The organism is Pseudomonas sp. OE 28.3, from assembly GCF_014268205.2.
Lineage (GTDB): Bacteria > Pseudomonadota > Gammaproteobacteria > Pseudomonadales > Pseudomonadaceae > Aquipseudomonas > Aquipseudomonas edaphica.
In genome coordinates, this window is sequence record NZ_CP077082.1 from 3,191,628 (window position 1) to 3,217,510 (window position 25,883).

The 25,883-nt window shown below is 59.7% G+C and carries 23 protein-coding genes; 14 read left to right on the forward strand and 9 right to left on the reverse strand.

The genetic code is table 11. The features are described 5' to 3' along the window. Nucleotides 1–91 precede the first annotated feature (91 nt). The 3 genes from HU759_RS14435 to ahpF all read left to right on the forward strand — a co-directional run bounded on the left by HU759_RS14435 (nt 92) and on the right by ahpF (nt 3,414). Nucleotides 92–1,024: a site-specific integrase gene (locus HU759_RS14435; protein ID WP_186616962.1), complete on the forward strand. Its 933-nt coding sequence runs from the start codon at nt 92–94 to the stop codon at nt 1,022–1,024. Between the two features lie 133 nt (nt 1,025–1,157). Next, nucleotides 1,158–1,721 (forward strand): alkyl hydroperoxide reductase subunit C, encoded by a 564-nt coding sequence (ahpC, locus tag HU759_RS14440; protein ID WP_010210361.1) that lies wholly within the window; start codon nt 1,158–1,160, stop codon nt 1,719–1,721. A gap of 127 nt (nt 1,722–1,848) precedes the next feature. After that, nucleotides 1,849–3,414, forward strand: a complete 1,566-nt coding sequence (ahpF, locus tag HU759_RS14445) for an alkyl hydroperoxide reductase subunit F (protein ID WP_186616961.1) — start codon at nt 1,849–1,851, stop codon at nt 3,412–3,414. A 105-nt stretch (nt 3,415–3,519) separates the two neighbouring features. On the opposite strand, the gene gloA is transcribed toward ahpF, so the two are convergent. Further along, nucleotides 3,520–4,041 carry a lactoylglutathione lyase gene (gloA, locus tag HU759_RS14450; protein WP_017135498.1) on the reverse strand — a complete coding sequence of 174 codons (522 nt, stop codon included), beginning with the start codon at nt 4,039–4,041 and terminating at the stop codon, nt 3,520–3,522. 194 nt (nt 4,042–4,235) lie between these two features. On the opposite strand from gloA, the gene HU759_RS14455 reads away from it, so the two are divergent. Further along, nucleotides 4,236–4,772, forward strand: a complete 537-nt coding sequence (locus tag HU759_RS14455; protein ID WP_017135499.1) for a DUF4946 domain-containing protein — start codon at nt 4,236–4,238, stop codon at nt 4,770–4,772. Between the two features lie 104 nt (nt 4,773–4,876). Here the strand turns inward: HU759_RS14455 and HU759_RS14460 are convergent, their stop codons facing one another. Together HU759_RS14460 and HU759_RS14465 are read right to left on the reverse strand one after the other, a co-directional pair. After that, nucleotides 4,877–5,239 carry a histone-like nucleoid-structuring protein, MvaT/MvaU family gene (locus HU759_RS14460; RefSeq protein WP_017135500.1) on the reverse strand — a complete coding sequence of 121 codons (363 nt, stop codon included), beginning with the start codon at nt 5,237–5,239 and terminating at the stop codon, nt 4,877–4,879. Between the two features lie 199 nt (nt 5,240–5,438). Beyond that, nucleotides 5,439–6,980: an EAL domain-containing protein gene (locus tag HU759_RS14465; RefSeq protein WP_186616960.1), complete on the reverse strand. Its 1,542-nt coding sequence runs from the start codon at nt 6,978–6,980 to the stop codon at nt 5,439–5,441. A 297-nt stretch (nt 6,981–7,277) separates the two neighbouring features. Between HU759_RS14465 and HU759_RS14470 the strand changes: the two genes are divergently transcribed. From HU759_RS14470 to HU759_RS14485, 4 genes are read left to right on the forward strand one after another with little or no spacing between them, the layout of a single operon-like run. Next, complete coding sequence (locus tag HU759_RS14470; protein WP_017135502.1) at nt 7,278–7,838, forward strand: fimbrial protein; 561 nt, start codon at nt 7,278–7,280, stop codon at nt 7,836–7,838. A gap of 59 nt (nt 7,839–7,897) precedes the next feature. Then, nucleotides 7,898–8,677: a fimbria/pilus periplasmic chaperone gene (locus tag HU759_RS14475; RefSeq protein ID WP_138452453.1), complete on the forward strand. Its 780-nt coding sequence runs from the start codon at nt 7,898–7,900 to the stop codon at nt 8,675–8,677. Between the two features lie 2 nt (nt 8,678–8,679). Continuing rightward, entirely contained in the window at nt 8,680–11,286 is a 2,607-nt protein-coding gene (locus HU759_RS14480; protein ID WP_186616959.1) for a fimbria/pilus outer membrane usher protein, read from the forward strand. Further along, nucleotides 11,286–12,371: a fimbrial protein gene (locus HU759_RS14485; RefSeq protein WP_017135505.1), complete on the forward strand. Its 1,086-nt coding sequence runs from the start codon at nt 11,286–11,288 to the stop codon at nt 12,369–12,371. The genes HU759_RS14480 and HU759_RS14485 overlap by 1 nt, the downstream gene beginning before the upstream one ends. Here the strand turns inward: HU759_RS14485 and HU759_RS14490 are convergent. Further along, nucleotides 12,362–13,261 (reverse strand): LysR substrate-binding domain-containing protein, encoded by a 900-nt coding sequence (locus HU759_RS14490; RefSeq protein WP_017135506.1) that lies wholly within the window; start codon nt 13,259–13,261, stop codon nt 12,362–12,364. The two genes, HU759_RS14485 and HU759_RS14490, sit on opposite strands and share 10 nt — an antisense overlap. Nucleotides 13,262–13,338: 77 nt before the next feature. Between HU759_RS14490 and HU759_RS14495 the strand changes: the two genes are divergently transcribed. Then, nucleotides 13,339–14,262 carry an EamA family transporter gene (locus HU759_RS14495; protein ID WP_099549859.1) on the forward strand — a complete coding sequence of 308 codons (924 nt, stop codon included), beginning with the start codon at nt 13,339–13,341 and terminating at the stop codon, nt 14,260–14,262. A gap of 245 nt (nt 14,263–14,507) precedes the next feature. Next, a complete protein-coding gene (gene hppD / locus HU759_RS14500) occupies nt 14,508–15,584 on the forward strand; it encodes a 4-hydroxyphenylpyruvate dioxygenase (protein WP_017135508.1) in 1,077 nt (358 codons plus the stop codon). Nucleotides 15,585–15,640: 56 nt separating this feature from the next. Here the strand turns inward: hppD and rarD are convergent, their stop codons facing one another. Further along, the gene (rarD, locus tag HU759_RS14505) at nt 15,641–16,522 is read right to left on the reverse strand and encodes an EamA family transporter RarD (protein ID WP_017135509.1); all 882 of its coding nucleotides are present in this window, start codon (nt 16,520–16,522) and stop codon (nt 15,641–15,643) included. A gap of 340 nt (nt 16,523–16,862) precedes the next feature. On the opposite strand from rarD, the gene HU759_RS14510 reads away from it, so the two are divergent. Continuing rightward, complete coding sequence (locus HU759_RS14510) at nt 16,863–18,107, forward strand: hypothetical protein (RefSeq protein WP_169985909.1); 1,245 nt, start codon at nt 16,863–16,865, stop codon at nt 18,105–18,107. Between the two features lie 50 nt (nt 18,108–18,157). Here the strand turns inward: HU759_RS14510 and HU759_RS14515 are convergent, their stop codons facing one another. Both HU759_RS14515 and HU759_RS14520 read right to left on the reverse strand, forming a co-directional pair. Continuing rightward, a complete protein-coding gene (locus HU759_RS14515) occupies nt 18,158–19,165 on the reverse strand; it encodes an aldo/keto reductase (protein WP_186616957.1) in 1,008 nt (335 codons plus the stop codon). An 81-nt stretch (nt 19,166–19,246) separates the two neighbouring features. Next, nucleotides 19,247–20,149 carry a LysR family transcriptional regulator gene (locus tag HU759_RS14520; protein ID WP_138451283.1) on the reverse strand — a complete coding sequence of 301 codons (903 nt, stop codon included), beginning with the start codon at nt 20,147–20,149 and terminating at the stop codon, nt 19,247–19,249. Nucleotides 20,150–20,251: 102 nt separating this feature from the next. Here HU759_RS14520 and HU759_RS14525 point away from each other — a divergent pair, with 102 nt between their 5' ends. Beyond that, nucleotides 20,252–20,956 carry an SDR family oxidoreductase gene (locus HU759_RS14525; protein WP_170038339.1) on the forward strand — a complete coding sequence of 235 codons (705 nt, stop codon included), beginning with the start codon at nt 20,252–20,254 and terminating at the stop codon, nt 20,954–20,956. Nucleotides 20,957–21,050: 94 nt separating this feature from the next. Here the strand turns inward: HU759_RS14525 and HU759_RS14530 are convergent, their stop codons facing one another. After that, nucleotides 21,051–22,517 (reverse strand): HAMP domain-containing sensor histidine kinase, encoded by a 1,467-nt coding sequence (locus HU759_RS14530; RefSeq protein ID WP_186616954.1) that lies wholly within the window; start codon nt 22,515–22,517, stop codon nt 21,051–21,053. After that, nucleotides 22,514–23,224 (reverse strand): response regulator transcription factor, encoded by a 711-nt coding sequence (locus HU759_RS14535; protein ID WP_017135515.1) that lies wholly within the window; start codon nt 23,222–23,224, stop codon nt 22,514–22,516. Before HU759_RS14535 ends, HU759_RS14530 begins: the two co-directional genes overlap by 4 nt. A 289-nt stretch (nt 23,225–23,513) precedes the next feature. On the opposite strand from HU759_RS14535, the gene msrB reads away from it, so the two are divergent. Next, nucleotides 23,514–24,014: a peptide-methionine (R)-S-oxide reductase MsrB gene (gene msrB / locus HU759_RS14540; protein ID WP_186616952.1), complete on the forward strand. Its 501-nt coding sequence runs from the start codon at nt 23,514–23,516 to the stop codon at nt 24,012–24,014. Between the two features lie 38 nt (nt 24,015–24,052). Then, complete coding sequence (locus HU759_RS14545) at nt 24,053–25,813, forward strand: cytochrome c biogenesis protein DipZ (protein ID WP_186616950.1); 1,761 nt, start codon at nt 24,053–24,055, stop codon at nt 25,811–25,813. Nucleotides 25,814–25,883 lie beyond the last annotated feature (70 nt).

Here is a 25,883-nt window from a genome sequence, read left to right on the forward strand (position 1 = left end):
ATCATTTAACAGATGGGATATTGGCGTATTATCCCGTGTCAGAGCCGTTTTAACCGTTAATACACCCGCCAGCAGTACGAATAGGCCTTTCATGAGCGACCTGGACCGTTACCTCAACGCCGCCACCCGCGACAACACGCGGCGCAGCTATCGCGCAGCCATCGAGCATTTCGAAGTGAGTTGGGGCGGGTTCCTGCCAGCCACCAGCGACAGCGTGGCGCGCTACCTGGTGGCCCATGCCGGGGTGCTGGCGGTCAACACCTTGAAGCTGCGGCTCTCGGCGCTTGCGCAGTGGCACACCAGCCAGGGTTTCCCGGACCCGACCAAGGCGCCGGTGGTGCGCAAGGTGCTCAAGGGCATTCGGGCGGTGCACCCGGCACGGGAGAAACAGGCCGAACCTTTGCAGCTCAAGCACCTTGAACAGGTGGTGGCATCACTTGAGGTTGAAGCCAGGCAGGCCATTGAAGCGCGGGATCAGCCGCGCTTGCTGCGGGCCAAGCGCGACACTGCGTTGATCCTGCTGGGCTTCTGGCGCGGCTTTCGCAGCGACGAGTTATGTCGCCTGAGCATCGAACACGTGCAAGCGGTGCCCGGCGCCGGCATCAGCCTGTACCTGCCGCGCAGCAAAAGTGACCGCGACAACCTCGGCAAAACCTACCAGACGCCGGCGCTGCTGCGCTTGTGCCCGGTGCAGGCCTACAGCGACTGGCTAAGTGCCTCGGCCCTGGTGCGGGGGCCGGTGTTTCGGGGGATTGATCGCTGGGGCAACCTGGGCGAGGAGGGGCTGCACCCCAACAGCGTGATCCCGCTGCTGCGCCAGGCTCTGGAGCGTGCGGGCATCCCTGCGGATCAATACACCAGCCACTCGCTGCGCCGCGGTTTCGCCACCTGGGCCCATCGCAGTGGCTGGGACATCAAGTCGCTGATGAGTTACGTCGGCTGGAGCGACATGAAATCCGCCATGCGCTATGTTGAAGCGACACCCTTTTTGGGCATGACCTTGGCGACTCCACCGCTGCTTTGAGATTTCTTCTATTAATACAGATACCTGATAGGGAAAACCAATCGTCAGCATCAGGTTTGCCAATGAGCCACCGACGGAAAGAGTGAGTAGGATTCATCTCATCAACTTTTCAACCACTGACGGAGAGTCACCGATGCCTATCATCAACAGCCAAGTAAAACCGTTCAAAGCGACCGCCTACAAAAACGGCAACTTCGTAGACGTGTCGGACGCTGACCTGAAAGGCAAATGGTCCGTAGTCTTCTTCTACCCAGCCGACTTCACCTTCGTTTGCCCAACCGAACTGGAAGACCTGGCTGACAACTACGCCGAATTCCAAAAACTGGGCGTCGAAATCTACAGCGTGTCCACCGATACCCACTTTGCCCACGCTGCCTGGCACAACACTTCGCCAGCCATCGGCAAAATCCAGTACACCATGATCGGCGACCCAACCCTGACCATCTCGCGCAACTTCGACGTACTGATCGAAGAAGCTGGCCTGGCAGACCGCGGCACCTTCGTGATCAACCCGGAAGGTCAGATCAAGATCGTTGAACTGAACGACGGCGGTGTTGGCCGTGACGCTTCCGAGCTGCTGCGCAAGATCAAGGCCGCTCAGTACGTCGCTGCTCACCCGGGCGAAGTCTGCCCAGCCAAGTGGAAAGAAGGCGAGGCTACTCTGGCTCCGTCCCTGGACCTGGTCGGCAAGATCTAAGTCTGTGAAACATCAAGGGCGGGTTGCCGCACCTTAAGTAAGCTGCACCGCCCTCAAAACGCCCGGGCGAGATTCGCTCGGGCGTTTTTTTGTCTGCAATAAACCGAATTAACAGGAAATCGCCCGCATGTTGGACGCCAATCTTAAAGCTCAGTTGAAGTCATACCTGGAACGGGTCACCCAGCCGATCGAGATCGTCGCCTCCCTCGACGACGGTGCGAAATCCCAGGAAATGCTTGCCCTGTTGCAGGACGTAACCAGCCTCACCACGCTGATTACCCTCAAAACCGATGGCAATGATGCGCGCAAGCCGTCGTTCTCCATCAACCGCCCGGGTGCCGATATCAGCCTGCGTTTTGCCGGCATCCCCATGGGCCATGAATTCACTTCGCTGGTGCTGGCCCTGCTGCAAGTCGGTGGCCACCCGTCGAAGGCCAGTGTCGAAGTGATTGAACAGATTCGTGCCTTGAAAGGCGAGTTCAGCTTCGAGACCTACTTCTCGCTGTCGTGCCAGAACTGCCCTGACGTGGTTCAGGCGCTGAACCTGATGGCCGTGCTTAACCCGAACATCCACCACGTCGCCATCGACGGCGCGCTGTTCCAGGCTGAGGTCGATGAACGCCAGGTCATGGCAGTGCCCAGCGTGTACCTCAATGGTGTGAACTTCGGCCAGGGCCGCATGGGCCTGGAAGAGATCCTCGCCAAGCTCGACACCAGCGGTATCGAAAAGGCCGCCGAGAAAATCAGCGCCAAAGAGGCCTTTGATGTGTTGGTGGTCGGTGGTGGCCCAGCCGGTTCTGCCGCAGCTATCTACGCCGCACGCAAAGGTATTCGCACCGGCGTGGCAGCTGAGCGTTTCGGCGGCCAGGTGCTGGACACTATGTCCATCGAGAACTTCATCTCCGTGCAGGAGACTGAAGGGCCGAAACTGGCCAGCGCCCTGGAGGCGCATGTGCGTCAGTACGACGTGGACATCATGAACCTGCAGCGTGCCAGCCGCCTGATCCCGGCAAAAAATGCCGGTGACTTGCACGAAGTTCGCTTTGAAAGCGGTGCGACCCTCAAGTCCAAAACCGTGATTCTGGCCACCGGTGCCCGCTGGCGCGAGATGGGTGTGCCGGGCGAGCAGGAATACAAGGCCCGCGGCGTGTGCTTCTGCCCGCATTGCGACGGCCCGTTGTTCAAAGGCAAGCGTGTGGCAGTGATCGGCGGTGGTAACTCCGGCGTTGAAGCAGCCATTGACCTGGCCGGTATCGTCAGCCACGTGACCTTGCTCGAGTTCGACAGCAAGTTGCGCGCCGATGCCGTGTTGCAGCGCAAGCTCTACAGCCTGCCGAACGTGGACGTGATCACCAGCGCATTGACCAGTGAAGTCAAAGGCGATGGCCAGAAGGTCACCGGTCTGGCGTACAAGGATCGTGACAGCGGCGAGTTCAAGACCATCGACCTGGAAGGCATCTTTGTTCAGATCGGCTTGTTGCCCAACACCGACTGGCTCAAGGGCACGGTGGAATTGACCCCGCGCGGCGAGATTATCGTCGATGCGCGTGGCGAAACTTCACTGCCGGGCGTGTTTGCTGCCGGTGACGTGACGACCGTGCCGTACAAGCAGATCGTGATTGCGGTAGGCGAGGGCGCGAAGGCTTCGCTGAGTGCTTTTGATCACCTGATCCGTACCTCGGCACCCGCTTAAATCCGGCTGCGAAAATAAAAAACCCCATGAGTGATCATGGGGTTTTCTCGTTCCCACGTTCTACGTGGGAATGCATCCGGTGACGCTCCGCGTCACGCAGAACGCTTACAGCGGCGCCGGCTGAATAATCTCAACCCAGTAAGCATCCGGGTCTTTGATGAACGCCAGGCTTTTCATGCGGCCATCGCTCAGGCGCTTCTGGAAATCACAGCCCAAGGCTTCAAAACGCTCGCAAGCGGCGACAATATCCGGCACCGAAATGCAGATATGGCCAAAGCCACGCGGGTCAGTATTGCCGTTGTGGTAAGCAAAGTCGGCGTCGTTTTCGGTGCCGTGGTTGTGGGTCAGTTCGAGGATGCCAGGGATCGACTTCATCCACTGCGTACGCGCGGCGGCGTCGGCTGGAATCTGGGCCTTGTCCACCAGGGCCAGAAAGTAGAGGCTGAATTCGGCTTCCGGGAAGTCACGCTTTTCAACCAGGGAAAAGCCCAATACGCGGGTGTAGAAGTCCAGCGATTTGGTGATGTCCTTGACCCGCAGCATGGTGTGGTTGAACACGAAGTTCGACGTGGCGGTGTCAGGTTGGGCGGTGACGCCCGGGAAAGTGTTCAGATCGTGCAGGCTCATGGGCCCTCCAGAAAAAATGGGGCAAACGCGACTCGTGACTTGAGTGGTCCCTTGGCTTGCGGCCGGCATCCGTGCCGCACTGCCATGATACGCAAGCGTTGCCGGCCGAGCCAAATGAAAAAGGTTACTCAGCCCTTGCGAGCCAAGGGTGTCAGGCTCAAACTTCGACGCTTGAACCTTGGGTGTTTTTCTTGATGATTGAATTTCGTAAGCCGTTGTTGAGCGCTGTATGTGTGTTGCTGGGCAGCCCCTTTGTGTTGGCGGCCGACCCGGAAATTCATTGGCCCAGCGGCTGGCAAGTCGAGGAAGTAGTGCCCGACGACGAAGCGCCGGTAAAACCTCAGGCGGTGTCCCGCCAACGCGCAATCAAGAATGATGAAAACGGCAACACCTTGATGGTCATGGAGTTGACCGGTACACCGATTGAGGCGGGCCATAAAGTTAATCTTCAAGGCGTACTGCTGGAAATGCGCAAATCCATCCAGAAGGATTTTGCCGGCAGCGGTTATCAAAGCGTGTGCACCAAAATGCACACCAGCACATTGAGCCGTCTTGAAGCGCTGGAAACTACTTGCGTGATTACCGAGAACGGTCGGCACATATTGTCACAAACATTGGTCGGCGCAGTTGATAGCGATAAAGCCTATGTCTTTTCCTTCGCCGGTCAGGCCGAGGCCTATGAAGCCAGTAAGGCTGAAGTCAGTTCAGTGCGTGATAGCCTTAAACTTTGAACGGGTTATCTCACTCGTTTTTGAACAAAGTGAACACTTGATTAAGTTCGTTTTCGAAGCAAAAAAAAACCCCGCATCAGCGGGGTTTTTGCAGCGTCTTTTGATCAGCCGCGCAACCAGGAATCTACTGTGGCAGCGCCATACTGTTCTTTCCAGGCTTTCAGGCCGCGGTGGTTGCCGCCTTTGGTTTCGATCAGTTCGCCGGTGTGTGGGTTGTGGTAAACCTTGACCACACGTGCGCGGCGCTGTTTTGGTGCGGCGGCAGCAGCGCTGGCTTTGCCAGGGTTAGGATCAAGGATCGAGATGATGTCGCGCAGGCTTTTGCCGTAGTGCTTCATCAGCCCTTGCAGCTTTTCTTCGAATTCGATTTCTTTTTTCAGGCCGGCGTCGTTCTTCAAGGATTCCAGCTGAGCCAGCTGTTCTTGAAGGGCTTTTTCTGCTGCGCGAAATTCGGCGAGTCTGGACAAAATCTGTACTCCAATAGTGTAGTTGGCTGATATCAACTGCAGATAAAGCGTGTAAGCCAGGAGCTTTAAGGTAACTCAAAGAAAGAGGCCTTTCTGCGAGTTCAGCACAGGCAGGAAAAATTGTAGTAGTTAATGCCGCGCGAGTAAATCACGGCGTTACCTAAATAAGATTATTTCATCCAGCGCACTAGATGGCTATTCAATGGCTGCTCAGCGACTTAATGAATTCCTCACAGGGCAACGGCCGGCCGAACAGGTAGCCCTGCAGGAAATCCACACCTTGGGCCGCCAGGTATTCGCATTGCTCTGCTGTTTCCACGCCCTCGGCGACAATACCCAGGTCCAGCTTGCCGCTGAGTTCTATGATGCTGTCCAGAATATGCCGTGAGAGTGCATCGGCGCCAATCATGGCGACAAAACTTTGATCGATTTTCAAGTAGTCGACGTTGAAGTTGCGTAAGTAACCCAGGCTGGAGTGGCCGGTTCCGAAGTCATCAATCGCGATCATCACCCCCAGTTGATGCAGGGCGTCGAACAGGCGGGCGGTGGTGTCGGTAGGCTGAATCAGTTCACGTTCGGTCAACTCCAGTACCAGCGTCACCTGGCCGGGGGCGAACGCAGCGAGAAACTCCCGGCAGTCCTGCACCAGGTCGAGGTCCTGGCAGTGACTGGCGGTGATGTTCACGCCGATATGGAAGCCCGGGGTGAAGCGCCCGGCATGCGGGGCCAGTTGTGCAGCAGTCTGGCGTAGCAACGAGCGGGTCATCGGCACGATCAGGCCCGAATGTTCGGCCAACGGTATAAACAGGTCAGGGCGAACCAGGCCTTCCTTCGGGTGCCGCCAGCGCATCAATACTTCACAGCCGGCCCATTCGCGGGTGTCGCCACGCACCACTGGCTGGAAATACGGAATGAATTCATTGGCCCCCAATGCCCGCTGCAACTCATGGGTCGGCGCGGACGAGCGCTTTTGCAGCCAGTGCGCCAACACGCCCGCCAACACACCAAAGAACACCAGCAGACTGAACAGCGCCGGGTAGCGCGCCTCCATGTACCGCCACACCTCACCGACAGGCATGCCGGCATCGACGCTGTACGGGTAACGCTCAGAGTTCAGGTGCTGATGGGCCACTGCAAACTGCGGTATTGCAGTGGTGTGCACCTTGCCGTCAGCGTCCAGCCAGTTGGCTCCCACTTGCAGGATCAGGTGTGCGTAGCGGCTGATCAGGCGCAAGGCGTTGGTCAGGTGATAGCCGTCAACCGAGGCAAACGCGGCTTTATCGCCATCGACCAGGCGGTAAACCAACAACGCGGTATCGGGCGTTACCGGGTTGCCGTTCATCAACCACAGCGTGCCCGCTACGTAATCGTCCGGGTTGACCGGTGACTGGTAGCTGCCGCCGAACAACGAGCTGCAATAGATGTTTTTTTGCCAGGACAAGGTCGTTGCCCGCACAAAGGGGCGCCGCGTGACCTGTTCGCGCAGTGCCAGTTGCGCGCCGTTGTCGCACGGTTGGCCGGCCAGCGGCAGCAATGCCTGGGCGGCGAGGGCGGTGTTGTCGAGCATTAAATCGAATTGGCGCACAGCCTCCAGCGCGGTTTGGGCGGTGCTTTGCTCAAGGGTGCGTTCGGCTTGCCAATGAAGAATCACAACCCCCAATAAAACGGGAACCAGGCCGCAGACACTGCTGATGAGCGCGCGTGCAGTTCGGCTTCGGGGGCCTTTGGCAGTGAGGGGCATAGAGGCAGCCAATAACAGAATAAAAAGACGGGTGTGTGCCGATGATAGTTGGCATTGCGCAGTGCCGCTCACTTGTTTGGCGCGAATTGACCTAGCCGTTCGGTCAGTTGTTGCGATTGTCTCAACTTGGCAAGATAAACATCGTTGCAAAAAGTAAGAGACTTCGGAGCACCGACCCTTCCAGCCTCTCTCTCAGCCGTTTCAGCCCACTTCTGGCGGGACGGTCGACCCTCGTCTTTCAATTGTTGAAATTCGTTTCGTAACCCGTTAACGCTACTTGATAAGGAATTACCTGCAATGAACAACATCCGATTGGCCGCTGCTTTCCTGGCTGCTACCGGCGTCGTCGCGCTGCCTGCTTTTGCCGCAGACGGTACCATCAGCCTGACCGGTGAAATCACCGGCACCACCTGCAGTATCAGTGGCGGGGCAGGCTCCGCGCCTGGCGCCAGCCCGAACTTCGCCGTTGTGCTCAACAAGGTCCAGGCCAGCGCGCTCAAGGCAAAAGGCCAGACGGCCGGCACCACCCCATTTGTTGTGCGTGTGGGTGCGTGCCCCAAGGATACGACGGTGGCGGTGTTGTTCGAGAGCAGCAGCCCGGCGATCAACCCGGCTACCGGCAACTTGAAGAATCAAGCGCCGGCCAAACCAGTGCCTGCCAGCCTGGTTGAGGTGCAGATTGTCGACGGCACTACCCAAAAGCCTATGGACCTGCGCCTGGCACTCAATTCGAGCAGTGCAAAAGTCCCCGACAACGGTGAGGTGTCGCTGCCGTTCGCCGCGCAGTACTTCGCCACCGGCGCCGCAACCCCAGGCCCGGTAAGTACGCAGGTGCTGTATTCCGTCACGTTTCCCTGAACAAGGCCCGGAGCCTGGCGGTTCGCCAGGCACTGGACAGCGCCTTGGAGGACCGCCCCATGCTTGCCCGACTCATGTTCGCAATTGCCTTGCTGCTCGCCATTTCGATGGTTAGCGGATGGCCATCCGTTGCCCATGCCGGTGTAGTGATCGATGGCACGCGGCACATTTACCCGCAACAGCGTCGCGAAATCACCTTGCGCCTGACCAACGACGATGAACGGGCTCCGCGCCTGGTCCAGGTATGGCTGGATCAGGGTGACCCGGCGTCAGACCCTTCTAACAGCGAGGTGCCTTTCAGCCTTTCGCCGCCGGTGTTTCGCCTGAACCCGCAGAAAAGCCAGGCCGTGCGCCTGGTCTACACCCAAGAGCCACTGCCGGCTGATCGGGAATCGTTGTTTTGGCTGAATGCGCTGGAGATCCCGCCCAAGGTCAACACCGAGGCCGATGCAGAGGTTGGCCCGGCGAATCACCTGCAATTCGCCTTTCGTATCCGTACCAAAGTGTTTTTTCGCCCCGCCGATCTGCCTGGCAGCCCGAACGAAGCGCCCACGCAATTACGCTGGTCCTTGCGCCGCAGTACCCAGGGGACGCTGCTGGACGTGCACAACCCATCGGCCTATCACGTGACATTCAACGAGGTGGCGTTGGCCATGGGCCCGCAGCAAGACGCGCCGCTGCTGCCGGCGGAAGAGGGCATGGTGCCGCCAGGCGGCAACCTGACCCTGAGGGTGCACAAGGCCGTGCGGCCCATCCCTGCGGATGCCCGGGTGCATTTCAAATACATCAATGACTACGGCACGTTTTCCGCGCCGCAGCGTGCTCCTCTGAAGTTCTGACTATGCCTGCCTTGTTGCCATTCACGTTTTGCCAAGGCACTGCCTGGCTGTTTTCCCACCCTCGGCTGGTGCTGTTGTTCGGCCTGCTGAGCACGCTCGTGTTATCGGCCGAGGCTGCCCCGTTGTTGTTTGACCTGGAGGCCTTCACCAGCGGTGTGTCCAGCCCGGCGGATCTCTCACGCTTCAATACCAGCAATGTGTTGACGCCAGGGGTTTATCGCGTTGACGTGATACTCAACGGCCAATCGCTGGGCCGTCGCCCGATCACCTTCGTAAACCTGGACAAACAGGACGCTGCGCAACCCTGTGTGAGCGCGCAACAACTGGCCGAACTCGGAGTAGTACTGCGCAAGTTCGAGGCAGGCGCCGAGGGGGATTGTCGCGATTTCGCCGCATGGATGCCCATGGCCAGCAGCCATGTCGATGTCGAGTCCCTGACCCTGGATGTCAGCATCCCGCAGGTCTACATCAATGGCTCCGCACGCGACTACATTGACCCCGCCCAATGGGACGCGGGCGTTGATGCCGCACTGCTCAATTACACCTACAGCGCCGCTGTGGTGACATCAGGTGCGGGTGAAGACCGCAGTTATCTTGGCCTCGACGGCGGGGTCAACCTGGGTGACTGGCGGTTGCGCCACCAGGGCGGGCAAGCCTGGGCTTCGCGAAGCAGCCACTTGCCTTATCAAGCCACGGCCACCTACTTGCAACGCGCCGTTTCAGCCTGGCAGTCGCAACTGACCGTAGGTGACAGTTTCAGCAGCGGTCAGATCCTTGATGGCGTGCGCGTGCGTGGCGTTACGCTGGCCACGGATAACCGTATGCTTGCGCCGTCGCAACAAGGCTATGCGCCTCAGGTGCGCGGCGTTGCCGACAGCAATGCCACGGTGACGGTGCGCCAGAACGGCTACACCCTTTACGAAACCACTGTGGTGCCTGGGCCTTTTGTGATCGATGATCTCTACCCCACGGGATACGGAGGCGACCTCGACGTCAGTGTCACCGAGGTAGACGGGCGACGCAGCACCTTTGTCGTGCCTTATTCGGTGGCCCCGCAACTGTTGCGTTACCGCGCCACACACTACAGCGCAACGGTGGGCCGGGTGCAGCAGCATGGTGTGAGTGATGCCAACGCTTCAGTGTTTCAAGGCACGCTGCAACATGGGCTAGTCGATAACCTCACCGTTTATGGCGGCGCCACGCTTTCCCAGGGCTATAGCCAAGGCAAGGCGGGCCTGGCGATGAGTACGCCTGTTGGTGCATTCGCCTTGGACACTACCCACTCGCGCACACAGGTGCAGGGGCAAGCCCTGGCCCACGGACAAAGCCTTGGCCTGGCCTACAACAAGAATGTGCCGTTTTCGGGAACGCATTTTGCACTCGGCGCCTATCGCTTCTCGACCGATGGCTACCTGAACCTGCCGGACGCATTGAATGTGCGCGACCTGGGCCGTCATGGTGGGAATCTGGACAGCTATGCCCGGCAAAAGAGCCGCCTGGACCTGACGATCAGCCAGCAGCTGGGGGAGGGCACCCTGAGTTTGTATGGCAGCTCCACTGACTACTGGGCCGGGCAGCAAGGGCGCCAGACGTCGTTCACCGCCAGTTATGGGGCCAGTTGGAAGTCGCTGAGTTGGAACCTCTCGGCGCAGCGTTCGAGAGTCAGCGAGCTGTATCGGGCGAGCGACCGCGAACGCGGTGAGGATATTTTCTTCGGCCGCTCGACGCGAACCGAACGCGTTGAGAATCACTGGGTGCTGAGCCTCTCCATGCCATTGGGCGAGGGCACGCGCGCACCGACCCTGAGCAGTTCACTGTCGCGGGATGCAGGTGAGTCGCGCGGCAGTCAGCAACAAGTCGGCATCAATGGTTTGTTGGGGGATACGGCGCACACCCATTACGGGTTGGTCGGCAGTCGCGGCACCGGCGATCACGGCGGCTCAAGCTTCAACGCTTACGCGGGCTATCGCAGTAACGCAGCCAACCTGCGCGGCGGTTATGGCCAGCGCCAGGGCAATGCGCAAGTGTCCATGAGCGTCGACGGCGGCCTGATCGCCCACAGCGGTGGCGTCACCCTGGCGCAAAACCTCGGTGAAGCTTCGGCGCTGGTGTATGCGCCGGATGCCCAGGGAGCGCAGCTCGGCGGTTCCGGGGTGCGTATCGACAAGCAGGGTTATGGGGTCATGCCTTCTTTGCGGGCGTACCAGCCCAACGCCGTGGACATCGACCCGCAAGGCATGCCCATGGACGTGGAATTAAAGGAGTCGAACCGTTCCGTGGTACCGACCCTGGGCGCAATATCGCTGGTCAAATTCGAGACCGTCAGCGGCCGGGCGGTAGTGATCAAAGCCACCCACCCGAACGGCAGACCCCTGCCGTTCGCAGCCCAGGTATTTGACGAGCAGGGCAACGAAGTCGGGGTGGTTGGCCAGGCGGGCAAGGCTTTTGTACGCGGGGTTGCCGACCACGGCAGGCTGACCGTGCAGTGGGCTGAGGCGGCGGGCGAGCGGTGTTTCATTCGTTACCATCTACCTGCCCGTGAACCCGGTCGCCGCCAGGAAAATACAGATCAATTGGTCAGCCAGTGTCGCTATGAGGAGAACACCTGATGAGTCACACGATGAACGGTGCTCAACGCTTCACGATCAGGTTTTCCGGCGTCGTCGCACTGCTGAGCGGCTGGGCTTTCGCAATGCCTGCCCAAGCGCACTTTGGTAATGCTGGCGATTGTTCGCCCCAGGCAAACCTGAATGTCTCGATTGCGCCTATCACCTTGCAGGGCCACGTACAGATCGGGCAGGCCCTGGGCGCGGCAAACGGCTACGACTTCGATAGTGGCAATGGCTATGTAATGCGCTGTCAATACAAGGATTGGCCTATCGAACAACCCGTGACAGCGAACATAAGCATAGTCAATTCGCCGGCTACGGGGATCACGTTCAGTGCGTCCGGCCTCTCGATGCCGGTCTACGCCACCAACCTGCCCGGAGTGGGATTCGCGGTGATGGCCAGGGACCCCGGCCAGCCTTTTCACCCACTCCATCACGGCACCACGGCGTTATTAACCGTCAAACACAACAGGCCCAATGGGTGGGGGCTCCAGGGGCGGATCTACCTGGTGGCCACCGGTCCTGTCTCGGCCGGCACGATCACTGCGCGAACGTTTGCCAACTACACGCTGACCAATGTCACGACCTCAGGCCCGGGCTACGCTTCGGTAAGCCTGAGCAACGCGGTCATAGCGCCGCCGCTGCGGCCTACCTGCCATGTCTCGACACCCTCGGTTGTCATGCCGATGGGGCCTGTGGCCAGCCGTGATTTCAGGGGTGTAGGCAGCTACGCTGCAAGCGTGAGCCATAACATCAGGCTGGACTGTGCCGGGGGAACCGGTGGCAGCCTGGATATCTGGGTCACGGTGACCGACCAGACTAACCCCGCAAATCGCGGCAATCAGTTGTCGCTGACGCGTACTTCGACAGCCAAGGGTGTGGCAATACAGCTGTTGAGTGGCCCCTCAGTGCTCAACTATGGCGCCGACTCTTCGGCCGTCGACAACCTGAACCAATGGCGGGTGACAAGCACGAGCAACGGCACCATCACGATCCCCTTGACCGCTCGTTATGTGCAAACCGAAAAAATGATCCGACCCGGTACGGCCAACGGGTTGGCTTCGTTCACCATGAGTTATCGGTGAGTGCCGGTGTGTTGCAGCCCTTGCGCGAGTGTGAGGAACGCAAGGGCAGCAGGTGAGGCCTGGCGCCGGTCCAACACCGCCAGGCCGATCCGGCGCGGCACCGGCGGTGATAATGGCCGTGCCACATAACGACTGTCGACACGTTCGGGCAACGATGCCTGCGCCACGATGCTCAACCCGTCGCCACGGCTGACGGCTTCCAGCGTACTGAGCAATTGGGCACAGCGATACCGCACGTTGGGCCGCAAACGCGCGTCGCTGAACAAGCGCATCACCAGCTCTGATGAGCCGGCTTCGGTGAGAATGAACGGATCGTCACACAGAGCTTGCAAAGGTACTGATGTGCTGGCAACCAGCGCATGGGTGGCCGGCAACAACACGACAAGCTGATCCTCGAACAACGCCACGGTGTCGAAACGCTCACTGTCTGTTGGCGTGTCGGCGAGCACCACAAAACCCACGTCGACACGCCGCTCGTCCAGCCACTGGATGACTTGCCGGTCTGGCCCCTCGTCCACATGCACTTCAATGCCCGGGTAGGCCTGCCGAAAATGGCTGAGGATTGTCGGCAACAAGCGCACCGACGCAGTGGGGCCGAAGGAGCCGATGCGCAAGGTGCCGCGCTTCATGCCACGGGCGTCGGCGGCTTCCTGCTGTAACGTCGCGGCCAGGCCGAGCATGGCACGGGCGCGCCCGAGCAATTGCGCGCCGATATCGCTCAGCTCCACCAACGTCTGGTGGCGCCGAAACAATTCCACGCCCAGCTCCTGCTCCAAGGCCTTGACCGCATGGGACACCGCCGACTGGCTGATACCCAGGCGGTGCGCCGCACTGGTGAAACCTTGCAGCTCGGCCACCAGTGAAAAAATTTCCAGTTGGGTCAAGGTCATGAGTAAAGGCTCATTTTACGATTACTGAACATTAGTCGAAGAATATGCCAACCCTGCCACCTGTCGAGCAACTGCTAATGCATCATTCATCTGATCGCCTCACCTACCTGAAGCTCGCCGCTGTGACCATGATCTGGGGTGGCACCTTTGTCGCCGGGCGCTACCTGGCCCATCAAGTAGACCCGCTGCTGGCCGCCAGCCTGCGGTTTATCCTGGCCAGCCTGGCGCTGCTGCTGTTTATGCTGTGTGCACGCATCCCGCTGGCGCGGCCACGTCCCCGGCAACTGCTACGTCTGGCAGTGCTGGGTTTTTTCGGGATCTTTTTCTACAACCTGTGTTTTTTCTACGGCCTGCAGTACATCAATGCCTCGCGCGCTTCATTGATCGTGGCGTTGAATCCGGCCGTGATCGGCCTGGCTTCCTGGTGGTTGTTCAAAGAGCGCCTCGGCGCTGCCAAGGTGCTGGGCATGGCGTTGTGCCTGGCTGGCGCTGCGGCGGTGATCGTCAGTCGTAACCCGCAACTGCTGCAAGGTGCATCGAGTACCTGGCAGGGCGACGTGCTGGTGTTTGGCTGTGTGCTGGGGTGGGGGATTTACTCGTTGTTTTCCCGCGCGTTGAATCAAAGCCTGGGGCCATTGCAAACCGTCACGTGGTCAGTATTGCTCGGCACCCTGATGCTGACACTGGCCACCGCGCTCACCGGACGCTTCACCGTACAAGGGGTCGTCAGCCTGCACTGGTCGCAGGTTGTGAGCCTGTTGTATTTGGGTGTGCTCGGCTCCGCGCTGGCGTACATCGGCTATTACGATGGCATCCGGCGTATCGGCGCGACCCGCGCGGGCGTGTTCATCGCGCTTAACCCGCTGACGGCGGTGATCTGCGGCGCGCTGCTGCTCGGCGAACAACTGACGTTACCCATGGCGCTGGGTGGCGCGGTGATCCTGTTGGGCATCTATCTGTGCAACAAACCCCTTGCGCAGCCCAGGGCAATAGGGATTTGATGAGAGTGCGGACAAATACTGTTACGCTGTGTAGAATCGATTTACGCATACAAGAATATGGACTTGCGCTCACGCAAGCCTCGGCCGTCAGAGACTGATGTAATCATGAAGCTACTCGGCTCCCCCCTGATCTTTGGTGACTTCCTCGCCCGCAGCGTGCGGGGCCTCTCGTGCGCGCCACCCTGCAACCTCATCCTTGCCTGTAATTGACTGCTTGCTACTTACAAGAATGATGAGGTGCCGAAATGGCCGACCAATACGAAAACCCGATGGGCCTGATGGGCTTTGAATTTATTGAATTCGCATCGCCGACTCCAGGCACCCTGGAGCCGATCTTCGAGATCATGGGCTTCACCAAAGTCGCGACCCACCGCTCCAAGAATGTGCACCTGTATCGCCAGGGCGAGATCAATCTGATCCTCAACAACCAGCCCGACAGCCTGGCGTCGTACTTTGCCGCCGAACACGGCCCGTCGGTGTGTGGCATGGCGTTCCGCGTCAAAGACTCGCAGCAAGCCTACAACCGCGCGCTGGAACTGGGCGCCCAGCCGATTCATATCGAAACCGGCCCGATGGAACTCAACCTGCCAGCCATTAAAGGCATTGGCGGTGCGCCGCTGTACCTGATCGACCGTTTCGGTGAAGGCAGCTCGATTTATGACATCGACTTCGTGTACCTCGAAGGTGTCGACCGCAATCCGGTAGGAGCAGGCCTCAAGGTCATCGACCACCTGACCCACAATGTGTATCGCGGCCGCATGGTCTACTGGGCCAACTTCTACGAGAAACTGTTCAACTTCCGTGAAGCACGCTACTTCGATATCAAGGGTGAATACACCGGCCTCACGTCCAAGGCCATGAGTGCCCCGGACGGCATGATCCGAATCCCGCTGAACGAGGAATCGTCCAAAGGCGCCGGCCAGATCGAAGAGTTCCTGATGCAGTTCAACGGCGAGGGCATCCAGCACGTGGCGTTCCTCACCGAAGACCTGGTCAAGACCTGGGATGCGCTGAAGAAGATCGGCATGCGCTTCATGACTGCGCCGCCGGACACCTACTACGAAATGCTCGAAGGCCGCCTGCCAAACCACGGCGAGCCGGTGGACCAACTGCAGGCGCGCGGTATTTTGCTGGACGGCTCCTCGATCGAGGGCGACAAACGCCTGCTGCTACAGATTTTCTCGGAAACCCTGATGGGGCCGGTGTTCTTCGAATTCATCCAGCGCAAAGGCGACGATGGGTTTGGCGAGGGCAACTTCAAGGCACTGTTCGAGTCGATCGAGCGTGACCAGGTGCGTCGTGGTGTACTGACCACCGACTAAGCACAAAAAAGCCCGGCCGAGGTTAACCCCCGGCCGGGCTTTTTATTGCCTGCGCATCAGGCTTTGCGCTGACGCAGCAGATGCTTGAAACCTTCATACACCAGCACCATCACCGCCAGCCAGATCGGGATATACGTCAGCCACTGGCCGCCCTTGATGCCTTCGCCCAGCAACAAGGCCACGAACAGTAGCAACACAGGCTCCACATAGCTGAGCAAGCCGAACAGGCTGAAGGCCAATAAGCGGCTGGCGATGATGTAGCTCACCAGCGCCGAGGCACTGATCAAACCCAGCATTGGAATCAACGCATAGAGCTTGGGGTGCAGCTCGAGCACGGCAAAACCTTGTTCGCCATGCTGCACAAACCACCAGGCCACCGGCAGCATCAGCGCCATGTCCAGCCACAAGCCACCCAGGTGATCGGTGCTCAGGTATTTGCGTACCACGAAGTAGATCGGGTACCCAATGATTACCACCAGCGTGGCCCAGGAAAAACCACCGGCCTGGTACAACTCATTAAGCACCCCGAGCGCGGCAAAAAATACCGCGATCTGCTGCAAGCGCGACAAGCGTTCGCCGTAGACCAGGCGCCCGGTCAGCACCATGGTCAGTGGCAGCAGGAAATACCCCACCGACACATCCAGGCTGCGCCCGTTCAACGGTGCCCACATAAACAGCCATAACTGTACGCCCAGCAGGGCGGACGACAGCACCACGCCGCCGATCAGCCGCGGCCTGGCCGCCAGCATTCGCAGCAACTCCCACACGCGCCGCCATTCACCGCTGACGATCATGAACACCGTCATGCACGGCACGGTCAGCAGCATGCGCCAACCAAAAATCTCCAGGCCGCTCAAGGGCGTGAGCAGCGAGGTGAAGTAATACATCACGGCAAACAACACCGAGGCCAAGACCGATAAAACAACACCTTTAGACACACTGTCCTCGCGAAAGCTGATTTTTACAGAAGAAGGGGAACTTAGGTGGGGAATATAGGGTTCGTGACACTCTTTGTCACGCCGATTACAACATTTTAATGGAACACCTTCCTACCCCCGTGCCACACAAGTATGACTTTTCGCGGCTAGCATGACTGCGCTTGGTTTTGCATGGAAAGTTTTGCATGGCTTATTAATGCTCTGCAAAAAACATCAACTAATGGAAATAAGTTAGACGCGACTTCGGTGGTCGTCATCACTGCGTGATGATAACCATGGCTCTGGCAAGGAGTGGTTCAGAGGGTTGCAGACTAAGACATTAGATAATGAGGTCCACTCTATGCATGGCATTTCCCCCTATTATGGCTCTTCACCTGCTACCTTCAACGGCTTGCCCGGCATTATAGGCAGGTTCGGCGAAAGCGTTGCGTTTCCGAAAGGTGACACACCGTCCTGGAAAAAACTTGAAACCTATAAGACTTTTTTCGAGTCGGTCGCCAGAGATAACAACAGCGGCGTACTCACGGCGGACGGTAAGGAATTACTGGACGCGGTTGCCTCTCCAGATACTTCTAAACAACCTCGCGTCAGTGCTTATTGCTTCAACGTGGGTCCTTATTCGGCCAGGGACAGTTTTATTGTCAAACGCGAACCGATCGTGCAGGGCGCCGTGAATTTTGTATTGTGGATGCCGGAGAAGGACTTTAAATCAAGTTATGAGTTTAACAGTTATCAGGCAATCGACGATTTTCTGAAAAGTTTACCGAAAAAGACTGACGCCTTTAACGCGTTTCTTGCCCATTTTGTCGACAAAACAGCGACTTCCCCTGTCAGAACAGCAGTACAGGCGCGTGCATCCGCAACGCAAGGCAGCGCACCCAATATGCTGATAGGACCAGGCCAGCAGATCGTAGGGAATGTGTTTGAGCACTTGGATCGAACCAGTGAAAACCCTACGACGATCAGGTTTGTCAACGGACTTGTCAATCAGCAATTGGAATCGGTCGATCACGGCAGGCCGACCTTTAGCGGCGTGCGGCCCAATGGAGAGAAAGTGGTCTATCGGTACGACTTTCACGGCAACTTGCTGGGTTCGGGTGACAAGGGGAATTTTTACTTCCTTAAAAATGGCGCCCATAGTCAATTGCCACTGGTTCCCATCACATTGCCACAACTGCGAGAACTCGTCTTCAGGGGCAATGGTGATCTGAACTCTGTGGTCAACGCCTTCGCCAATTTTCTAGAAAGTCCATTTTCCGGGGTCTCAACGCTCCTGCAAGCGCTTGGAGTCGACAAAGCAACTGCCGATACCGTCGAACGCGGCCTGGATAACCCCGTCAATGCCGTGTTGCTTTTTTTGAATAAGAACAACGATATCGGCAGGGTATTCGGTCTGCCAAAAAGTGAAATGAACGCGATACTTACCAACTTTGCGACTGCCGCTCAGGGGTTTGTGCCTGGCTATGGTACTTACAGATCTGTCGCCGCCGTGCTGGCGAAGATATTAAAACAACAACCTGTGACACAAGAAGAGGCCAGGGAAGCCGCCCATGGGTTAGGTGTAAAAGCGGATATAAAACTATAACTCGGTAACCAACAAACCCGCCCACACTGGCGACGGTGGGCGGGGTATGACTACCGACTAATACGCCCTGACACAAAATGGCTCACGTCATTAAACCCCGGCGTAGACGAATGCCCTGGCGTCACCAGCGAGTCAATAAACGCCTCATCTTCTGCCGTGATCTTCACCGCCAGCGCCCCGGTATACGCATCCCACTGCGCCTCGGTACGCGGCCCGACAATCGCCGAACTGACCGCGGAGTTGTTCAGCACCCAGGCAATTGCAAACTCGACCATTCCCACACTCCGTCCTTGGGTGTATTGCTGAATCTGCTGGGCAATGCGCAATGACTCCACCCGCCATTCGGTTTCCAGGATGCGCTTGTCCTGGCGCGCCGCACGGCTGCCGGCTTCGGGCGTCACGTCGGGGGCGTATTTGCCACTGAGTACGCCACGGGCCAGTGGGCTGTAAGGCACCACGCCCAAGCCATAGGCGGCTGCAGCGGTAAGTTGCTCGACCTCGGCCTGGCGGTTGACGATGTTGTACAGCGGCTGGCTGATGATCGGCTGGTCGACCCCCAGACGCTCGGCCACGCGAATCACTTCGGCGATACGCCAACCACGGTAGTTGGACAGGCCCCAATAGCGGATCTTGCCTTGGCGGATCAGGTCGCCAATCGCCGACACGGTGACTTCCAGCGGCGTGTCGTGGTCCTCGCGGTGCAGGTAATAAATGTCCAGGTAGTCGGTGTCCAGGCGCTTCAGGCTGGCTTCCAGTGCATTGAACATGCGCTTGCGGCTCAAGCCGCTGCGGTTGGGCAGGCCGTCCGCCGGGCCAAAGCCGACTTTGGTGGCCAGCACCCAATCCGAACGGTGGCGGGCAATGGCCTCGCCGACGATTTCCTCGGAGCGCCCACCGGTGTAGACGTCGGCCGTGTCAATGAAATTGATGCCCTGGTCCCAGGCCTTGTCGATGATGCGCAGCGAGTCTTCCGTGTTGGTCTGCTCGCCAAACATCATGGTGCCCAGGGTTAGTGCGCTGACCTTCAACCCGGACTGGCCCAATGTGCGGTAAATCATGCAAAGCTCCTCATGGCAGGGAAACGTTACCCATGCAATACCAGACTCGGCGGCTCTGGAACAAGCCCTGCGCGCGTTTCTTCATACACTCAGCAAGGTCTGGCAGCGCTGCTGTAAAAAACCATGCAGCACTTTCACCCGTTCCGACACTTGCAGGCGATGTGGGCACATCAGGTTGAACGGCGTGGGCTCGCCTTGCCAGTCGGGCAGCAGCGGCACCAACCGCCCAGCCTTGATATCGCCGGCAATATCCAGGTTGGCCTTATAGGCGATGCCGTGGCCCGCCAGCGCCCAGCGCCGCACGATTTCACCGTCATCGCTCAGGTAGTCACCCGACACCTCGACCTCCTGCAGCAAGGCGCCTTGGCGAAAGTACCAGGTGCTGTTTGCCTGCCCACGGCGCATGTAGCGCAATGTACTGTGCTGCGCCAGGTCGGCCGGCGTGCGCGGTGTGCCATGGCGCGCCAGGTAGTCGGGGCTGGCGCAGGGGATACGATGGTGGCCGGGTACCACGGGCAGCGCCACCAGGCTGGAATCCCTCGGCACACCAAAGCGCAGGGCAATGTCGACGGTGTCGCGGAACAGATCCGCGTTACTGTCGTTGAGCAGTAGCTGCAGGCGGATCGTCGGGTGCGCAAGCTTGAACTCATCCAGCCAGCCGAGCAGTACATTGCGGCCGAAGTCCGAAGGTGCTGCCAGTTGCAATAACCCACTCAAGCTCTGGCCTTGTTGCTTGATCGCCTGCTCGCCTTCGGCCAGCGCTTCGAGGGCTACGCGCACGCTGTCGAGGTAGCGCCGGCCTTCTTCGGTCAGGCGCATGCTACGCGTCGAGCGGGCGAGCAAGCGGATGCCCAGCCGGGTTTCCAGGCGCTTGAGCGCAATACTTGCCGCCGCCGGGGTGAGGTTGAGGCTGCGCGCCGCCGCCGACAGGCTGCCGGTGTCGGCGGTGCGCACGAACACTTCAAGGTCCAGGGTCGAGCTCATTTGTAAAAATCCTTTAAAGATCTTGTCGTTTTACCGGGATTTTTCGCCGATTGCCAAGCTGAGAAGATCAACGCTCACTTTTTTAGCCAGGTAGTAACCCCAATGACATCTTCCCTCAGCGGTAAAACCGTTATCGTGATCGGCGGCAGCAGCGGCATCGGTGCCGCCGTGGCCAAGGCCGCCAGCGCCCGTGGTGCACACGTGGTGCTGGCCGGGCGGCGTTTGACCTCGGGTGTCGAAAACGCTGTGCGCAGCGAACCGGTCGACGTCACCGACAGCGCCTCCTTGCAACGTTTGTTCGAGACGGTCGGGCGTTTTGACCACTTGGTGTTTACCTCCGGCCCGTCAGTGCGGGCAAAACCGCTGGTCGAGACCGATCTGGACGAGGCCCAGGACAATTTCAGCGTGAAACTCTGGGGTGCATTGCGTGCGATTCAGCAAGCGCTGCCATTTTTGGCAGAGCACGGCAGCATCAGCCTGACCTCGGGCCAACTGGGCCGTAAGTTGATGGCGGGGCAGTTCATCAAGACGGGTATCAATGCTGCGACTGAAGCGCTGGGCAAGCAGCTCGCAAAAGAGTTGGCACCACGGCGCGTCAACGTGATCAGCCCAGGTGTGATCGACACGCCGGCGTATGCGGGGTTGGCAGAAGAGCAACGCCTGGCGATGTTCGCCAAGGCCGGCACGGCGTTGCCAGTGGGGCGAGTCGGGCAGGCGGATGAAGTGGCGGCGGGTTATGTACTGGCCATGGAAAATGGCTTTGTCACCGGCGCGGTAATTGATATCGACGGCGGAGGCCTGCTGTAAACACTGAGCAAAAGTGTAGGGCTGGTTCGCAAAGGGCGCAGGCAGTGCAAAAAAGGTATGGCGGCACAGGCCGCCATGCCAGCCTAGTCGCAAGTCAACGCGTTGAGGCTCGGGTTTCCAGGCAGAACCTGAACGTCGCGCCATGCCCTGGGCGCTCCACCAGTTCGATACTGCGCCCATGCAGTTGCAGAATGCGGTGCACGATGCGCAAGCCCAGGCCGCCATCGCGGCGCGCGCCGCCGATGGTGAAGGCGCGCAGGAACAAGCCTTCGCGCAATTGGGCATCGATTCCGGGGCCGCTGTCGCTGACCATGACTGCTACGGCACCGGCCTCGGGCGCCAGGATCACCTCGACTTCTCCATTCACCGGCGTATGGCGCAACGCGTTGTCCAGCAGGTTGGTGAGCACCCGTTCGATCAGGCCCAGGTCGGCCATCACCGTCGGCACCTGGGGCGGCAGGGTGGCGATGAGGGTGATGGCACGGGCTTCAGCGGTCAGTTCGAATTTCTGAAAGATATCTTGCACCAGGTCCGGCAGCGAGAAGCCTTCTATCACCGGCTGCACAAAACCGTGCTCCAGGCGCACCAGTTCCAGCAGGGACTGGGCCAGGCCGCCGACTTTACGGCTCTGGTCCAGCGCAATGCCCAGGTAGCGCCGGCGTTCTTCGGGGCTCAGGCTCGCATCCTTGAGCGACAGGGTTTCCAGGTAGCCATGCAACGACGCCAATGGCGTGCGCAGGTCGTGGGAAATATTGGCGACCATCTCCCGACGTTCCTGGTCTTGATGGGTGATGGCGCGCCATTGCTCGCCCAAACGGTTTTCCATCTGCACGAAGGCCTGGTCGAGCACGGCGATTTCATCGCCGCTGTTGAGTTCGGGAACAGCCGTTTCGGCGGCTTTCGGCGCGCCGTTAATGTCGAACTGGCCGACCTTGTCGGTCAGTTGGCGCAGTGGCCGGGTAATCCAGGCAAAGGCGATCAGGCCCGCCATCAGGCAGAGCAGGGCGACCAGGCCGATGGACCACAGGGCGATCTTCAAGGCCATGCCGGTGGCGTCCTTGGCGTCGTACACATCATGGGCTTCGCCCAGCAGCACCACATACAGAAAGCCGGTTTGCTGGCCGTTGGCCTTGAGCGGCGCAGCACTGAATACTTTGCGCCCGTCGACGCTGCGCGGGTCATCGCCAAGGATCGGCAGCATGGCACCGCTGAGAAAACGTCGGACCGGCGCGAGGTCCACATGGTCACGCAGCAAATGCCCGCTGGGTGCGGCGTTACCCACCACACGGCCGTCAATATCGAGCAAGTACACCTCGACACTCGGGTTAACCAGCATCAGTTGGTTGAACAGGTTGCGCACGGCATCCGGCTTGAGGCCGTCGGCGTCCATCAGTTGGGTATCGCGGGCAATGTGCGCCGCCAAGTCACGGGACAGGCCTTGCACCACTTCCAGTTCATGCATGTGGTTGGAACGCACCTGCAGCCAGGCCGACGTGCCGCTGCAGATCACCAGCAACACGGCAAACACCACCGACAGGCGTTGGGTCAGGGTCAGCTTCATGCGGCGCTCTCGGCGAATTTGTAGCCACGGCCCCACACCGTGAGGATGCGCGCCGGGTTGGCCGGGTCGACCTCGACCTTGGCGCGCAGCCGGTTGATATGGGTGTTCACGGTGTGCTCGTAGCCCTCGTGGCTGTAGCCCCACACGGCGTTGAGCAGGTCCATGCGCGAGAAGACTTTACCCGGCTGACGGGCAAAGAAGTACAGCAGGTCAAATTCGCGCGGCGTGAGGTCCAGGCGCTGGCCTTGCAGGGTGGCGTCACGGGTCAGCGGGTTGATGAACAACGCGCCCAGCTCAAGGCTGCCGGCGTCCATCTTCAGGTTGCGCGCCATCGCGTCCACCCGGCGCAACAGTGCCTTGACCCGCGCCACCAACTCCGGCATCGAGAACGGCTTGGCCAAATAGTCGTCAGCACCCAACTCCAGGCCAAGGATGCGGTGCAGTTCGCTGGAACGCGCGCTGGTGATGATGATCGGTGTGTAGCGCGCCATGGCACGGGCACGGCGGCAGATCTCCAGGCCGTCGACGCCGGGGAGCATCAGGTCGAGGATCAGTGCATCCCAGCCACCTTGTTCGAGCAGGCCCAGGCCCTCGGTGCCATCGGCGCTGTGCACCACCTCGAACTGCTCGTCGCGCAGGTGCAGGCAGATCAAGTCGGCAATATGGGCATCGTCCTCGACCACCAGGACGCGTTTGGGCTGATCCATATAAGAAAACCTTCGCTTGTAGTCCGCGCATTGTGCGGCTTTTGCCACAGTGTAGTTATCACGAATTGTTTAACTCTGCGTGAGGATTTCGCGACCGCCCAAGGCTCAGGATGGCGACATTGCAAGTGCGCTGTTGTGGCGAGCGAGCTTGCTCGCGCTGGCTGCGTAGCGGCCCCAAAAAAGCGGGAGCGCTGCGCACTCCAACGCGGGGCAAGCCCGCTCGCCACAACAAGCCCGCTCGCCACAGTTGCACGCTCGCCATGAATGCCTATGGGTTGAGGAGAATCGTATGTACTCACGTCGACAAATGCTGCTGGCCGGTGGTGGCCTGGGTGTCGCCGTCATGGCCGGTGGCCTGCTGAAACAGCTCAACATGGTCACCGAAGTCGAAGCGGCCGAGACCTTTGAGGTCAGCCATACCGAGGCTCAGTGGCGCAGCCTGCTGACGGCTGAGCAATTTGACGTGCTGCGCGAGGAGGGCACCGAACGCCCTTACAGCAGCACACTCAATGATGAACACCGTGCTGGCACCTTTGCCTGTGCCGGTTGCGCATTGCCGCTGTTCTCCTCGACCACCAAGTTTGACAGCCACACCGGCTGGCCAAGCTTCTGGCAGCCGCTGGACAACGCGGTCGCCAGCCACGTCGACACCTCGTATGGCGTGGTACGCAAGGAAATTCATTGTCGCCGTTGCGGTGGCCACCAAGGGCACGTTTTTGACGATGGCCCGGCGCCCACAGGCCTGCGCTACTGCATGAATGGCGTCGCCATGACGTTCACGGCGGCTTAAGCCGATGTCCATTTTTAATTCGTATAAGGGTCGATTCCATGTGGCTGCTGGTTCTCGCGTATCTGGGCGGCGTGCTGACAATTGTCAGCCCGTGCATCCTGCCTGTTCTGCCTTTTGTCTTCGCTCGCACCGGGCAGCCGTTTATGCGCAGTGGCTTGCCGCTGTTAGCGGGGATGGCGGTGACGTTCGCCCTAGTGGCCTCACTGGCTGCGGTGGGCGGCGGCTGGGTGGTGCAAGTCAATCAATACGGGCGTTGGCTCGCGTTGCTGTGCGTTGCCCTGTTCGGGCTCACGCTGTTGCTGCCGAAACTCTCGGAGCGACTGACGCGGCCATTGGTGGCCGCCGGCAGTCGTTTGTCGGAGGCCGCCGGGGCCGATGCCAAACCGCGTCCGGGCGCGTCGTTCCTGATCGGCGTGGCCACCGGTTTGCTCTGGGCGCCTTGCGCCGGGCCAATCCTGGGGCTGGTGCTGACCGGCGCCGCGCTGCAAGGGGCCAGCATCGGCACTACCTTGCTCTTGCTGGCCTACGCCGCCGGGGCTGCCACCTCCCTGGCCTTGGCCTTGCTGGTCGGCGGTAAAGTCTTTGGCTTGATGAAAAAATCCCTGGGCGCCGGCGAATGGCTGCGCCGTGGCCTGGGTGCGCTGATGCTGGCCGGTGTGGCCGCCATCGCCTTGGGCCTGGACACGGGCGTGTTGTCGCGCTTGTCGACCGCCTCAACCGGTGGCCTTGAACAAAGCCTGGTCGACACACTGAGCGCCAAACCTGCACAGAAGAGCGGGGCGATGATGGCCGGTGGCGCCATGATGGCGGCGGCCAACCACAGCGACACACTGCCTATCGAAGGCACGCTGCCGCCGCTGGAGGGCGCGGTGCAATGGCTCAACAGCCCGCCGCTGACCGCCGAAGCACTCAAGGGCAAAGTGGTGCTGGTGGATTTCTGGACCTACTCCTGCATCAACTGCCTGCGCACCTTGCCTTACGTCAAAGCCTGGGCCGAGAAATACAAAGACCAGGGCTTGGTAGTGATCGGCGTACACGCCCCGGAGTTTGCCTTTGAACGCGACGTGAACAACGTCACCAAGGCCATGAAAGACCTGGGCATCACCTACCCGGTGGCGATCGACAACAACTACAAGATCTGGCGCGCCTTCAACAACCAATACTGGCCGGCGCATTACTTTGCCGATGCCAAGGGCCAGATTCGTTATCACCACTTCGGTGAAGGCGACTACGCCGAGTCGGAGCGGGTGATTCAGCAACTGCTGCGTGAGGCCGGCGCGACCACCGTCGCCGGTGGTTTGATCGAGGCCGATGCCAAGGGTGTGCAGCAAGCGCCGGACATGAACGAGGTGCAATCGCCGGAAACCTACCTGGGCTTCCAGCGTGCAGAAAACTTCGTCACCACCGGCACGTTGGGCACCGACAAAGTGGTGAATTACCCGGCGGCCGGCCACCTGGCCCTGAACAACTGGACCCTGGAAGGCCCATGGAATGTCGGCGGTCAGCAAGCCACCCTCGACCAGGCCGGCGGGCGTGTGGTTTACCGCTTTCATGCCCGTGACCTGCACCTGGTGCTGGGGCCTGGCGCCGATGGCAAGCCGGTGCGCTTCAAGGTGACGATTGATGGCCAGGCGCCAGGCGATGCTCATGGCACCGATGTGGCGCCGGATGGCAGCGGTACGGTGACCGAGCAGCGCCTTTACCAACTGGTGCGTCAGAGCGGCGCCGTGCAGGACCGCACCTTCAGCATCGAATTTCTCGACCCGCATGTGTCGGCGTATGCCTTCACCTTCGGTTGAAGTGAAAACCTGATCCATGTGGGAGCTGGCTTGTCGGGTCGCCGCATCGCTGCGATAGCGGTGTACCTGC

Coding starts and splice junctions, on each gene's coding strand:
- HU759_RS14545 (WP_186616950.1), top strand. CDS start 24,053: ATGTGGCTGCTGGTTCTCGCGTATCTGGGCGGCGTGCTGACAATTGTC.
- HU759_RS14515 (WP_186616957.1), bottom strand. CDS start 19,165: ATGATTTACCGCACATTGGGCCAGTCCGGGTTGAAGGTCAGCGCACTA.
- HU759_RS14475 (WP_138452453.1), top strand. CDS start 7,898: ATGCTTGCCCGACTCATGTTCGCAATTGCCTTGCTGCTCGCCATTTCG.
- HU759_RS14495 (WP_099549859.1), top strand. CDS start 13,339: ATGCATCATTCATCTGATCGCCTCACCTACCTGAAGCTCGCCGCTGTG.
- ahpC (WP_010210361.1), top strand. CDS start 1,158: ATGCCTATCATCAACAGCCAAGTAAAACCGTTCAAAGCGACCGCCTAC.
- HU759_RS14435 (WP_186616962.1), top strand. CDS start 92: ATGAGCGACCTGGACCGTTACCTCAACGCCGCCACCCGCGACAACACG.
- HU759_RS14485 (WP_017135505.1), top strand. CDS start 11,286: ATGAGTCACACGATGAACGGTGCTCAACGCTTCACGATCAGGTTTTCC.
- hppD (WP_017135508.1), top strand. CDS start 14,508: ATGGCCGACCAATACGAAAACCCGATGGGCCTGATGGGCTTTGAATTT.
- HU759_RS14510 (WP_169985909.1), top strand. CDS start 16,863: ATGCATGGCATTTCCCCCTATTATGGCTCTTCACCTGCTACCTTCAAC.
- HU759_RS14525 (WP_170038339.1), top strand. CDS start 20,252: ATGACATCTTCCCTCAGCGGTAAAACCGTTATCGTGATCGGCGGCAGC.
- HU759_RS14490 (WP_017135506.1), bottom strand. CDS start 13,261: ATGACCTTGACCCAACTGGAAATTTTTTCACTGGTGGCCGAGCTGCAA.
- msrB (WP_186616952.1), top strand. CDS start 23,514: ATGTACTCACGTCGACAAATGCTGCTGGCCGGTGGTGGCCTGGGTGTC.
- gloA (WP_017135498.1), bottom strand. CDS start 4,041: ATGAGCCTGCACGATCTGAACACTTTCCCGGGCGTCACCGCCCAACCT.
- HU759_RS14455 (WP_017135499.1), top strand. CDS start 4,236: ATGATTGAATTTCGTAAGCCGTTGTTGAGCGCTGTATGTGTGTTGCTG.
- HU759_RS14470 (WP_017135502.1), top strand. CDS start 7,278: ATGAACAACATCCGATTGGCCGCTGCTTTCCTGGCTGCTACCGGCGTC.
- HU759_RS14520 (WP_138451283.1), bottom strand. CDS start 20,149: ATGAGCTCGACCCTGGACCTTGAAGTGTTCGTGCGCACCGCCGACACC.
- HU759_RS14535 (WP_017135515.1), bottom strand. CDS start 23,224: ATGGATCAGCCCAAACGCGTCCTGGTGGTCGAGGACGATGCCCATATT.
- HU759_RS14465 (WP_186616960.1), bottom strand. CDS start 6,980: ATGCCCCTCACTGCCAAAGGCCCCCGAAGCCGAACTGCACGCGCGCTC.
- HU759_RS14530 (WP_186616954.1), bottom strand. CDS start 22,517: ATGAAGCTGACCCTGACCCAACGCCTGTCGGTGGTGTTTGCCGTGTTG.
- HU759_RS14480 (WP_186616959.1), top strand. CDS start 8,680: ATGCCTGCCTTGTTGCCATTCACGTTTTGCCAAGGCACTGCCTGGCTG.
- ahpF (WP_186616961.1), top strand. CDS start 1,849: ATGTTGGACGCCAATCTTAAAGCTCAGTTGAAGTCATACCTGGAACGG.